Annotated in this window: 13 protein-coding genes; 8 read left to right on the plus strand and 5 right to left on the minus strand. The window is 65.9% G+C overall.

The genetic code is table 11. The features are described 5' to 3' along the window. Positions 1-1,036 precede the first annotated feature (1,036 nt). Both ACIBK2_RS30145 and ACIBK2_RS30150 read left to right on the plus strand, forming a co-directional pair. Complete coding sequence (locus ACIBK2_RS30145; protein ID WP_396972001.1) at positions 1,037-1,612, plus strand: hypothetical protein; 576 nt, start codon at positions 1,037-1,039, stop codon at positions 1,610-1,612. 680 nt (positions 1,613-2,292) lie between these two features. Continuing rightward, positions 2,293-2,754 carry a hypothetical protein gene (locus tag ACIBK2_RS30150; RefSeq protein WP_396972003.1) on the plus strand — a complete coding sequence of 154 codons (462 nt, stop codon included), beginning with the start codon at positions 2,293-2,295 and terminating at the stop codon, positions 2,752-2,754. A gap of 720 nt (positions 2,755-3,474) precedes the next feature. Here the strand turns inward: ACIBK2_RS30150 and ACIBK2_RS30155 are convergent. Continuing rightward, positions 3,475-3,711: a type II toxin-antitoxin system Phd/YefM family antitoxin gene (locus tag ACIBK2_RS30155; protein ID WP_396972004.1), complete on the minus strand. Its 237-nt coding sequence runs from the start codon at positions 3,709-3,711 to the stop codon at positions 3,475-3,477. Between the two features lie 48 nt (positions 3,712-3,759). Then, positions 3,760-4,431, minus strand: a complete 672-nt coding sequence (locus tag ACIBK2_RS30160) for a pyridoxal 5'-phosphate synthase (RefSeq protein ID WP_396972006.1) — start codon at positions 4,429-4,431, stop codon at positions 3,760-3,762. 254 nt (positions 4,432-4,685) lie between these two features. Here ACIBK2_RS30160 and ACIBK2_RS30165 point away from each other — a divergent pair, with 254 nt between their 5' ends. The 3 genes from ACIBK2_RS30165 to ACIBK2_RS30175 are packed head-to-tail and all read left to right on the plus strand — an operon-like array spanning position 4,686 to position 6,387. Beyond that, positions 4,686-5,357, plus strand: a complete 672-nt coding sequence (locus ACIBK2_RS30165) for a hypothetical protein (protein ID WP_396972007.1) — start codon at positions 4,686-4,688, stop codon at positions 5,355-5,357. Then, positions 5,347-5,922 (plus strand): DUF6529 family protein, encoded by a 576-nt coding sequence (locus ACIBK2_RS30170; RefSeq protein ID WP_396972484.1) that lies wholly within the window; start codon positions 5,347-5,349, stop codon positions 5,920-5,922. Before ACIBK2_RS30165 ends, ACIBK2_RS30170 begins: the two co-directional genes overlap by 11 nt. Before the next feature lie 15 nt (positions 5,923-5,937). Continuing rightward, positions 5,938-6,387 (plus strand): ubiquinol-cytochrome c reductase iron-sulfur subunit, encoded by a 450-nt coding sequence (locus ACIBK2_RS30175; protein ID WP_396972009.1) that lies wholly within the window; start codon positions 5,938-5,940, stop codon positions 6,385-6,387. 4 nt (positions 6,388-6,391) lie between these two features. Here the strand turns inward: ACIBK2_RS30175 and ACIBK2_RS30180 are convergent, their stop codons facing one another. Both ACIBK2_RS30180 and ACIBK2_RS30185 read right to left on the minus strand, forming a co-directional pair. Beyond that, positions 6,392-7,117, minus strand: coding sequence for a hypothetical protein (locus tag ACIBK2_RS30180; RefSeq protein WP_396972010.1), 726 nt, complete (start codon positions 7,115-7,117; stop codon positions 6,392-6,394). Then, positions 7,105-8,058, minus strand: coding sequence for a hypothetical protein (locus tag ACIBK2_RS30185; RefSeq protein WP_396972012.1), 954 nt, complete (start codon positions 8,056-8,058; stop codon positions 7,105-7,107). The genes ACIBK2_RS30180 and ACIBK2_RS30185 overlap by 13 nt, the downstream gene beginning before the upstream one ends. Positions 8,059-8,134: 76 nt before the next feature. On the opposite strand from ACIBK2_RS30185, the gene lspA reads away from it, so the two are divergent. Genes lspA through ACIBK2_RS30200 form a run of 3 tightly spaced genes read left to right on the plus strand, consistent with a single transcriptional unit; the run spans position 8,135 to position 10,354 of the window. Then, positions 8,135-8,770, plus strand: a complete 636-nt coding sequence (gene lspA / locus ACIBK2_RS30190) for a signal peptidase II (RefSeq protein WP_396972014.1) — start codon at positions 8,135-8,137, stop codon at positions 8,768-8,770. After that, positions 8,767-9,693 carry an RluA family pseudouridine synthase gene (locus ACIBK2_RS30195; protein ID WP_379287164.1) on the plus strand — a complete coding sequence of 309 codons (927 nt, stop codon included), beginning with the start codon at positions 8,767-8,769 and terminating at the stop codon, positions 9,691-9,693. Before lspA ends, ACIBK2_RS30195 begins: the two co-directional genes overlap by 4 nt. Continuing rightward, complete coding sequence (locus ACIBK2_RS30200) at positions 9,686-10,354, plus strand: hypothetical protein (RefSeq protein WP_396972016.1); 669 nt, start codon at positions 9,686-9,688, stop codon at positions 10,352-10,354. The genes ACIBK2_RS30195 and ACIBK2_RS30200 overlap by 8 nt, the downstream gene beginning before the upstream one ends. Before the next feature lie 590 nt (positions 10,355-10,944). On the opposite strand, the gene ACIBK2_RS30205 is transcribed toward ACIBK2_RS30200, so the two are convergent. Then, entirely contained in the window at positions 10,945-11,763 is an 819-nt protein-coding gene (locus tag ACIBK2_RS30205) for a PhzF family phenazine biosynthesis protein (protein WP_396972018.1), read from the minus strand. Positions 11,764-11,798 lie beyond the last annotated feature (35 nt).

The following is an 11,798-nucleotide window of genomic DNA, read 5'->3' on the forward strand; positions in this document are numbered from 1 at the left end:
CGGCACCACCTCCACCGGCAGCATCACCGACCTCAGGCGCACGATCAACCCGACACCCGGTTACCGCAGCGACCTTTCTGGACGAGGCACTAGCTCTACTGGATGGCTAACTGATTGGAACCAAGCGGTGCTGGTGCTGGGCGCCTGCCTCGCGTTCTTCAATGGCACTCGTCGGAGACCTCCGCCAATCTTGTGATGCGCAAATGAGGCATGGAGCGTTCGTCGAAACAAACGAACGCTCCAATCCGAGGATGTCGAGGATCTTGCGGCCCGATTTAGGCGTACTGCGGAAGCTCGCGAAAATGCCCCCTGAACTGGGCGAAGGGCTCTCGACAGTTCTCGTTCGTTCCGGCTGCTCCCTGGCCTCCCACGGCCTGTAGACGGCCTGGGATGGTCGATCGTGGGCGTTGTCCGGTGATGCGGCACGCTCTGCATGGGTTGGCAGTAACCTTCAGACGTGCCGCGCAACGAGACCTCTCGCCACGAGATTGACGTCTGCCGGGGTCTTGGCCGAGAACCGTGACCGGTGGTTAACGAACAACGACATTGCCGCGTTGGTCAACGACGTGCGTCCTCGTACCGTTCGCGCGGTCACAGCCAGGTTGGTCGCGGAGAACATCGTCGATCAGGCCGAAGTCTTCCCCGGTCACAGATTTCGCGTGGCCGAAAAGGCGAGGAATCGGAATCGTGGGTATTGCGACCAGCTTTGCCGTGCAGCTGAAGCGTTGGGATCCCGCTCTCGTTGTAGTCCGAGGCATTTGCCTGAGAAGAGGTCCTGTACTAAGTCGCCTCATCGAGAGATGCCTTGGTCTCCGTGAAACCTGGTGGACCAGTTATAGCTTGGCGCTCTAGGCTGACGGCTATGCCGAGTCCAGACAAACGAGTGGTATCGCTCATCGTTGGGAACGCGGATGGCGCGCAAGAGACTGTCGAGTTGCCGGGGCCTGGTGGAACTATCCGCTGTGGTGTTGGGACCCCTGGCTGCCGCTCCGGGGTTTGGCGGGTTTGGAATGACGCCAAGACGAACAAGAGCGACGTGTACGTGGCAATCCGGACGCTCGCTGGTTATCAGAAGTGGAGCCTGCACGAATCCGGCGATTGGCGGTTCCAGTGGGTCACCGACGCTCGCGCGGCGGAGTTCACTGATTCCACAGACCGGATCATCGACCGCCGGGAGCAGCCCGCCGAGGTTGGCACCACGGGTATGACGAAGGGGCTCGCCATCTGGGTCCGGCACTGCGACATCGTGCCTATAGACGACGACGATGATCCATCGCACGCCAAGGTGCAGTGGCTTCCTGCGCCTCCGCCGGGACATGCGGCCGGTATTCACATCGTGGTCGCGCGACCCGATCAGGGACCTGTGAACGTGATCGGCGCGGTCCCGTTTGATGGATTCACCTTGGCTGATGGCCGCGTTGTACTGGTGCTCCTGGTGAGGAGTGAGGCGACCGAGGACGTTAGCGTCGCTCTGCGTGAGGCGCAGCGGGAGGCCCTTAGCCGCTTTACCGCCGACTGGCGGACTGTCGCTGCTCCGCGTTTGGCTATCTCTGGTTTTGACGAGGAGGGTGTGCGGTTCGTCTGGGATACCGCCCTGATCGTGAACCGGTAGGCCACTGGCCGGATGCGTCTACCGACTGCTCTTCCCTCTGCTTCCTCATACTGGCCATCCCTGAGCGGAGGGAGGGCGTGTCAAGGGCGCACTTTCCCTTGACACGTCCGAGTGAGGTCAGACAATTGGGCCATGAGGAGGCAGGGATCTACGCAAGGCAGGTCCCACCACCTCACCGCGGCTTGATGGTCTATGAGGCAAGCCATCCCGCTGAGGGATGGTGCGGCAGCACCAAGAACGGGATGGCTGACGGTCGCGCCGGCCTTTTCGTTGCCGGACCGAGGACCGAGATGGGCTGTACTTCGCCTGATGGAATTGTGAGCTGTCATGGTTGGCGCAACCGCGTAGCCGACGTGCCGACGCGCCCGGCGGTGAGGTACGAGCAAGACGGGCTGCGCGTCGTAGCGCGGCGGCGGCGCGGTAGCGCCGCCGTAGGCGCTCTTGATCCTCAATGGCGAAATTCGGCAACAACAGATCTAGGTGCGAGCGCTCGTATGCCACTTTCGCTGCGTTTCGATCGCTGGGCTTCAGGAACGCGCGCCCCCGCGGCGGGATGAGCGCGCGTTCGGTCCGCCGTGCAGGGAGCCGTTGCGACACTCCCATCCAGAATCTTCGCGAGTCCGAATATATGCCCGTACGGTGACCAGAAAGGCTGGTTCACCTCGACGGATGGGACTGGTATGCGCATCAACCGCACGAGAACTACCGCCGTGAACGCCACTTTGATCAGCGCTTCGATCCTGGCCGCAGCGATGTGGGTCCCCGCACCCGCTTACGCCGATCCTGCGGAAGACAGCCCAGAGCAGCATGAATGTACTCTTGTCGAGACGTGTCTTTACCTCACCAAGAAAGACTTTGACGAGAATGTACCGGCGGTGGTGATAGCTGTCACGCGCAACAGATCTGTCACCGTGGAAACCAAAAAATACGCGATGATCAGGCAGGGCCGCGATGTAGACGGGCGATGGTATGTGGGGCTGTCAAAAAAGGGGGCGGACGGCAATTGCAAGTGGGAGTCGTTACTCTCCGGTAGCCACATCGATGATCCAGAGATAGACGGAGTGGGCAAGATCAACATTGTCGGAGCTACGGACGGCAAGAAGACACCCATTAAGAAGAGTGACCCGGCACCATGCCCTTGATCTGCCGGGAAGAATTACGGTCGATCGCCAACACGATGTAAAGCCGTGACGCCTGCTCTTAAAGCTGGCATCACTGTTGTTCGTTGGCTAGTTCGCGCTACATCGTCAAGCTTTGCGGGGTATTTCCCGCCGACGCAAGCGCACAGTAATCGGTAGTACTGGATGTACTGAGTGCACCCGCCCGCCTGACTGACCGCCGGTAGGACCCGCTTATCGGCGGTTGGCCGGAAACGACAACCAAGCCCAAAAGCGCTGGAGACCCAGAAGAATCGAGTGCTTGACTCGGCTGACGCTGACGACCGGGCGACGCACGGAACTTGCTGCCCTGCTGGAGGATGAGCAGCGGCTTCGGCTGGAGTATTCGAAGGTCGCAGAGTACCTCGATACTGCTCCGATGCTGCCAGGGACGGAGGACACTGCTGCGGATGCGGCGTTCGATCTGCGGCTTGTGCACTACATGACTGGTGGTCAGTCGGACTCAGGGAATCCGTACTCGGACATCGTCGGTCCGTCTATTGATGACGATGATAGACGGCGAGTCGTCAACGGCGGCAGGGCAGCTGGACGTGTGGCACTCGGTCGGAGGGCTGGAGAAGTTCGAGGCGGAACTCAAACCATTTGGCGTGCGCTGGCACCGGGGGGCGATCCGCGACAGTCTCTTCCAAGACATCGGCCGCGGCTACATCCACACCGGCAGTTGTTCCGGGCCCAGGTCGGTATTCACCACCGCAGATCGTCTGTGGTCCCCGACAACATCTCTCGCAACTCCGCGCGCTGACCAGAAGCATCCGGACCGAGTCGATCCAACTCTTGGACGATCTCCACCGCCGGGATCCATTGTCTGTGGCGAGACAGCGGGACGATCCTCGCGACCGGGCGGCCGCCCTTCAGGATTTCGATCTCGTCACCCCCTTCGACACGTCGCAAAACCTCCGCAGTGCGATATACGCAGTTCATGAATGGTCAGAGATTTCACGCTGCGACGGTAGCCCTCCGACGGAACAGTCAGGGCCACAATCGTGTCCGTAACCAGGAGTTGCCGGTGGCTGTGTAGCGGAGGCGCTGGTGGCGGCGTTGTGGATCGCCTTGCCAGAACTCGACCTCGTCGGGGCGGACCGCGTAGGAGCACCACTCGTCGGGTACTAGATCCGGTGTTGAATTCAGTTCTTGGCGGGCGTGTTCCAGGGCCTCGTCCAACTCTTCGGGACGGTCGAAGGGCTGGCTCTGGCGGCGGGTCAATGCCATCTGCTTCGAGCCTTCGGGCCGCGCAAGGAAGTCTGCTGCGGCCACGGCTGGTGGATCCGCCACTACCGGGCCGCTGACCCGCACCTGGCGGACCAGTTCCGGCCAGTAGAACGTCAGGGCGGCGAAGGGGCGGGCGGCGAGATCGCAGCCCTTTCGGCTGAGCGTGCTGATCGCGAAATGCCAGCCCGCGCTGTCGACATCTTTCAAAATCAGCACCCGTGCCGACGGCCGTCCGTCTGCGCCAACCGTCGACAACGTCATCGCGTGCGGCTCGCGCACGCCCGACCGGACCGCCAGCATGAACCATTCGCCGAACAACTCCATCGGACTCTCCGGTGCCGCCGACGGGTCGAACTCGGGTGCCGTCCCCTTCAGCACGGAAAGCTTCCGTAATTCCGACCGCAGTCCATCCGAAACCAGCTGATCCGCCACTGCGGGCCTCCCACATCTCGCCACCATCGAACGGGCCGAGCTTATCCGAGTTCCCGCACTCGAACGGTGGCGTACGGCGCTGTGTGGTCGCGCGACACGGTCGATCGACACGCCGAAAGTTGGGTGTCGCGAATGTCTGGTTGAACCAAGGGGTGGGCTGTCCCGTTGTCATTGCGAAGAGCGGTGCCGGTGCGGCCTGGCGTTCGGGGATCGCTTCGGCCGGTTTACCGACGGTCGGATATTGAGGAGATCCTGTGAAACGTTTTGGGCCTTGGCTCACTCTGGCGGCGGTGGCCGTGCTGGGGATTGTGCTGCTGGTCGTCAATATGTCCAAAGAGAGTGAGCCGGCGGCGGCGAAAACTAATACGCCGGTAGTGACGAGTAGTGCTGTTGCGGCACCGCCGACTACCACCGCGCCGCCGACGAGCAACGCACCTGCGCCGGTGCAGTTTCCGGCGAAGGCGGACTATGTCGGCAATATTCCGTTGGCGACCGGTGCGCCGATCACGCTGTCGATCACTGTCCAGGGAGACAAGGCGATTGCCTACGCCTGTGATGGGAAGGCGGTCGAGTCGTGGTTGCAGGGTAGTGCGGCCGGTGGTGTGCTGCAGTTGACCGGGAAGAACGACGCCAAGCTGGATGGGCGTTACGAAGGCAAGGTGGTCAGCGGGACGTTGTGGCTCGGCCCCAAGAAGTGGGACTTCACCACTGCGCCAGTGCAATCGCCTGCCGGACTCTATGTCTACAGCGAGGGTGGCGCGCGGCAGAGCTGGATCGTCGATGGCAACGGCAACGTCACCGGTGTGCAGCGCGCCGCCGACGGTGCGACCTCCCCGGCCCCGAGCCTGACTCCCGACGCGACGGCAATCGTCAACGGCAAGAAGATAACTGCGAACAAGGTAAGTGGTGGTGACAGTGTCGGCTGATCGTGAGGCGACTCCCGGGCGTCCGCAGCCAAGCGCAACGGCGGTCGCGGCCATCGCGATCCCGGTGCTGATCGGCGCGGCGGTGTCGGTACTACTCGGCGTCTACGCGAAAACGCATGAGCCGTCGGCCTTCTCGGTGAATATCGCGGGCTTCTCCAGCCCGCAGGCGGTCAAAGCCTGGCTGGCCACCGTCGCGTTCCTACTTGCCCTGTTCCAATTGGTCTCCGCACTAGCGATGTACGGCAAACTGCCGGTCAGCGCGCCGTCCTGGATCGGCACCGCGCACATCTGGTCGGGCAGGCTCGCCGTGCTGGTGAGCGTCCCGGTCGCGGTGCACTGCCTGTACGCCTTGGGTTTTCAGCAGTACGACACCCGCGTGCTGCTGCATTCCTTGCTCGGCTGCTTCTTCTACGGCGCGTTCGTCGCCAAGATGCTGCTGCTCACTCGAAAAGGGTTGCCCGGCTGGGTGATCCCGGTCGCGGGCGGCCTGGTGCTGGCCGGTCTGACCGCCATCTGGCTCACCTCATCGCTCTGGTTCTTCCAGCACAACGGCCTCACCTTCTGATCGGAGATCGACCACATGACCAACGACGAATCGGTTTTCACCCGCCGCAGTGTGGTCGCGGCGGGCGCGGGCGCCGTTGTCGCGGCCGCGGCACTGACCGCATGCGCCACCTACGGTAAGGAAAACGCCGCTCCCGCACCGAATCCCACACCGGCCGGTAACCCGGCCGGCCCAGGCCAACCCGCTGGCAACGCACTCGCCAAGACCGCCGACATCCCCGTCGGCGGCGGCGTGATCGTCGGCGACACCGTGGTGACCCAGCCGAGCGCGGGCACCTTCGTCGGCCTGTCCGCCACCTGCACACACGCCGGTTGCACGGTCGCCTCGGTATCCAACGGCACGATCAACTGCCCGTGCCACGGCAGCAAATACAAGCTGGACGGCTCGGTCTCCAACGGCCCGGCCACCAAGGCACTGGCCGCGAAAACCGTTCGGGTCGTCGGTGATTCGGTGGTGCCCGGCTAACCCGTCACGGACCGGGAACACCCTGTAGCCGGCGCACCTGCGCGGCGGTGAGATCGCCGAGCACCCCGTCCTCGACCGGTTCCGGCGCGGTCACCGCCACCTGCACCAGCGTGCTGCCGACCTGCACGATCGCGACCGAGGAGTACAGCGTCAGCCCCTCACTGGTGGCGCGCACCTGAAACGCGGTGGCCGCGTCACCGGCCCGCGGCGGGGTGAGACCACCGACCCGGTAGTCGACCGCGATGTCGGTGGCGTCGTTGCCGGAGTAGTGGGTGCAGCGCCGCAAGGTCGCCTGCACCTCTGAAAACGCGGGCGCCACTACGTCGTTCGCGAAACTCGCCGCGTCGATATCGACGCTGGAGAAATTCGGGCCCGAGTACTGAACGGAGGCCTTGGCAAGCGAGCCCGGCCGCTGCGTACTCAGCGGGGTGAGCACTTTCGCGCATTCCGCCGGATCGGTCGGCGAGTCCTGCGTACCGGCGGGCACCTCGGCCCTGGTGGGCAGCATGGTGAAGTTCGGCGGCAGATTCGTACTGGTCAGCAGCTGATCGTGCAGCCGGTCGGCATCGGTGATCGGGGCAACGGTCACCGGCGCGGCGGTCGCGGCCGGACCGAGCGGCGGTAGTTCCGGCGACGCGGGAGCCGCCGATTTCGACGATCCGCACGCCGCGACGAGCGCGGTGCTCGCGGCGGCCAGCAGCAGCCCGAACCCGCGGCTCACTCCGTCCACGACACCTGCGTGTCGATCGTCTGCTGCAGCACGCTCGCACTGCGCGCATCGCGGTAACCCTGATGGCCACCGACGGTGATGGACCCGGCGACCGGCAGCGGCAACCCGAGATCGACGGTGATGGTGCCGTTGCCCTGCATGACGTAGTCCTGGATGTCGAGCTTGCCCGCGTTGTTGGGCAGGTTCCACACCGCGGACTTCGGCTGCTGGATGACATCGAGTTCGATGGTCAGCCGGTCGCCGTCGCGTTTGGTCAGCGTCGCCGTGGTGACCTGATCGAGGGTGACACCGCCGCTGATCTCCTGCCGCACCGTCCACACCGCGCCCTCGCCGACCGGCTGATCGGGGAACGCGATCGAGCGGTAGACCGCTTGATAGAAGGCCTGCTCCAGCGCGGCCCGCGCCGGGTTGGAGGTGTCCGGCGACGGCTCGAGCCGCAGCGCGGTGATCGCGCCGAAATCGCTGAGATCGAATCCGGCATGCGAGCCGCCGGTCTTGATGAGCGCCTTGGCCAGCGACGGGTCCGGCGTGGTGACGGCGCCGAGCGTCAGATCGATGCCCTCGGCGTCGGTCTGCGCGGTCATCGGGATGGACAGGGCGGGCGCGGAGAAGTCACGCGCGGGCTGATCGTTGATCTGCTGCGCGATCCGGTGCGAGGTATGCAGCGTCACCTGCTGCACCGTGCCCGCCGGGTAGTCGCGGTGCAGCATCGAGCGCGGCTCGGCGCCGGGCGAGACGAGGACGGTGGTCGCGGCCGGGATCGGCACGGTCACTTGCTTACCGATGCCGAGCGGCTCGGTGCTGTCGGTCTCCGAGCGCGACTCGGTACCACCGCTGCAGCCGGTTCCGAACGCGGTCAGGCCGACCGCGAGCACTATCAGCAGCACACCCGACCGCGCGAACCGGGGGATGTGGGGGGAAGACAACACCGTCACGAGCATCAGCGTACGACCGGATCCTGAGTGTCAGCTTTGACTTGCGGGTGACCACCGCACAACGTGTCGGGTAGCTCGAGAGATGATGGTGCGTGTGAGTGAAGAGCCGCCGTCCGAGGAGAGCCCAGCAAGTACCGCCGAGGAGGCGACACCAGCGAGTCCGCCACAGCGGCTGCGGACCCTACTAATCATCGCCGGAGTGCTGCTCGGCCTGGACTTACTCACCAAATGCATCGTGGTGGCGAACCTGAAGCCGGGCGAGCCGGTGTCGATCATCGGCGACTTCGCGCGGTTCAGCCTGGTGCGTAATCCGGGCGCGGCCTTCTCCATGGCGACCGGCATGACCTGGCTGCTGACCTTGGTCGCGGCGGCCGTGGTGATCGGCGTGGTGCGCATCGGGCGCACGCTGCGGTCGCTGTGGTGGGCGATCGGGCTCGGCATGGTGCTCGGCGGCGCGCTCGGCAACCTGGTGGACCGGTTGTTCCGGGCGCCGGGGCCGCTGCAGGGACATGTGGTCGACTTCATCGCGATCGGCTGGTGGCCGGTGTTCAACGTGGCGGACTCGTCGATCGTCTGCGGGGCGATCCTGCTGGTGGCGTTGACCGTGTTCGGCTTCGAGCCGAACGGGACGCGCACCGGGCGCGACGAGCCCGAGGCCGCCGATGACGCGACCGAAACCACTGCGAACAAGACCACCAGCGAAGGGAACACTGCATGAGGGAAACACGAACCATGCCCGTTCCCGACGGGCTCGACGGCATGCGAGTGGACGCGGGCCTGTCCCGGCTGCTCGGCCTGTCCCGCACCGCGGTCGCCGCGCTCGCCGAGGAGGGCTCGGTGCAGCTCGACGGCATCGCGGCGGGCAAGTCCGATCGACTCGCCGCGGGCGCCTGGCTCGAGGTGATCTTCCCGGAACCGAAGCGCGAACTCTCGATCGAGGTCGCGCCGGTGGAGGGCATGCGAATCCTCTACGCCGACGACGACATCGTCGCGGTGGACAAGCCGGTCGGCGTCGCGGCGCACACCGGCGTCGGCTGGACCGGGCCGACGGTGATCGGCGGGCTGGCCGCGGCCGGCTACCGCATCTCCACCTCCGGCGCGCACGAGCGTCAGGGCATCGTGCACCGGCTCGACGTCGGGACCTCCGGGGTGATGGTGGTCGCACAGTCCGAGCACGCCTACACGGTGCTCAAGCGGGCGTTCAAGCAGCGCACCGTCGCCAAGCGGTATCACGCACTGGTGCAAGGACATCCGGATCCGAGCAGCGGCACCATCGACGCCCCGATCGGGCGGGCCCGCGGCAACGACTGGAAGTTCGCGGTCACCGCCGACGGACGTCCGAGCATCACGCACTACGACACCGTCGAGGCGTTCCAGGCCGCCAGCCTGCTCGACATCCACCTGGAAACCGGCCGCACCCACCAGATCCGGGTGCACTTCTCCGCGATCCGGCACCCATGCTGCGGCGACCTCACCTACGGCGCCGACCCGCGGCTGGCACAGCGCCTCGGCCTGGAACGGCAATGGCTGCATGCCCGTTCGCTCGGCTTCCACCATCCGGCCGACGGCCGCTGGCTGGAGATCACCAGCGAATACCCCGACGATCTGAAGCACGCGCTGGACGTCCTGCGCAATGCCTGACCGGCCGACGCTGCCCCTTGGGCGAATTGCCCTCGGGGCGGCGGCCGTCGCGCTGGTCGTGTTCATCGTGCTGCTCGGCGTGCTGAACCCGCCGCGCAAGGCGGGGGTGTTCACCGATCGACTCGGCCCGGAGCAGGGTGAGCGGGTCGCGGATTATCTTGCGCGCACCCGTGATTCGCTCAGTGGCACGGACACCGCTGAGCACTGGGCGCTGGTGTCGTTCGCCGAACCCCTGGTGCCGGAACAGATCCCGCCGAACAGCGGTGGCATGCGGATATCGCAAGTGCTGTACCAAGTTCCGGTCCCCAGAGTGCAAACTCCGTTGGTCGCGGTCCCCGTCCCTCCGGGTGATGAGGCGGCAATCACTTCCGCGGAATCGGCCGCATGGCTACTCCCCCGAACCGCGCCCGACGAACGCGCCACCCGCATCACCGCCCTCTCCGCCGCCCGCCTTCGCGCGGGCTGCGCATGCACGGTCGGACTCGTCGTCCGCGGCCCACTCGACGGACTCCGAAACCTGGCCTCCCGGAACGGAATCCGCGCGGTGCAAGCCCTGCCCGCCGATGCCGTAGCCGGTCGATTCGGCGTAGTCCCACTACTCCCCGACCAACTCGACATCGTCCAGCCCGGCCCGAACGACGGCCCCGTCCCGGACCAGTAAGGCCCGAAGCACCAACGCCGCGCACGAGTTCTCCCGCCGCGCACCAATTCGCTAGCTGATTGGCGCGCGGCTGGACAAAAGATACGCAGCGCGCCGCATCAGCTGCGCGACCGACACCGCGCAGCAGTTGTCGTGCCGCGCAACGGATGTCCTGCCGCGCACGAATTCGCTGGCTGAGTCGTGCGCGGGAGGGCAAAAGGTGCGCAGCGCGCCGCATCAGCCGCGCGACCGACGCCGCGCAGCAGTTGTCGTGCCGCGCAACGGATGTCCTGCCGCGGGCGAATTCGCTGGCTGGTTCGTGCGCGGGAGGGCAAAGGGCGCGCGGGGTGGGCGGGGGCGTTGGTGGCGCGCGGGGTGGGTGGGGATGGCGGGGATGGCGGCGCGAGCAGGATTCGGCGCGAGCACCGTAGGACAGACCTCCGCCGGGATGATTCATCCCCACTTCATCCCGGCAGAGGCCTGCAATCACCACGCCGGATCAATGATCCGCCGTGGTGACAGCGCACGACTCGGTACCGCGGCCACGTTCCGTCGGCGCTAGGGTCAGCGCGAGTCCTATTGGCCGCGTGCGCGAGTCGCGAATGCTCGGATCAATCCGGCAGCTGGACAACCCCATCGAGGTACCGGCGGCACCGCCCGACGAGCAGCACCCGGTCACCGTCGAGCTCACAGCGCAGGCTGCCGCCGCGCCGGGAGAGCTGGCGGGCGCTGAGTTCGGTCCGGCCGAGTTCGCGCGCCCACAGCGGAACCAGTTGGGCGTGCGCCGATCCGGTGACCGGGTCCTCCAGCACGCCGACGCCCGGCGCGAAGAACCGCGACACGAAATCGGCACTGTCGCCGCGCGCGGTGACGATCGCGCCGCGCGGCAACGGCGGGAACGCGGTGAAAATCGGTACGGCGTCGCGGACGTCCTGTTCGCTGGCCACCACGATGACCTCGTCGGTGCCGGTGAAGGCACGCACCGCGTGCACGCCGAGCGCGGCGACGAGCACCAGATCAGGTTCCGTCTCGGTGGACGGCACCGCGGGCAGATCGAGCACGAATTCGTCGTCGTCGGTGCGGTCCACGTGCAGCCAACCGCTGCGGGTGAAGAAGCTCACCCGGTCGGCGCCGGGGTGCATGTCCTCCAAAATCTGTGCGGCACTGGCCACCGTGGCGTGCCCGCACATGTCCACCTCGACCGCGGGCGTGAACCAGCGCAGGTGGAACGCGGGCCAGTCGCCCGGAGGCGCACCGGCCTCCGGCGGTAATTCCGCGGTGTAGAAGGCGGTTTCGGCGAGGTTGTTCTCCTCGGCCAGGTGTTGCAGCAACGAATCCGGGAGCCACGACGGGAGCGGCATCACCGCGGCTGGGTTGCCCGAGAACGGTGCGTCGGCGAACGCGTCGATCTGGTGCAGCAGTACCTCCATATTCGGAGAAGGTACTCCAACACTGAATGGTCGCT

This window comes from Nocardia sp. NPDC050175 (assembly GCF_044459885.1).
Lineage (GTDB): Bacteria > Actinomycetota > Actinomycetes > Mycobacteriales > Mycobacteriaceae > Nocardia.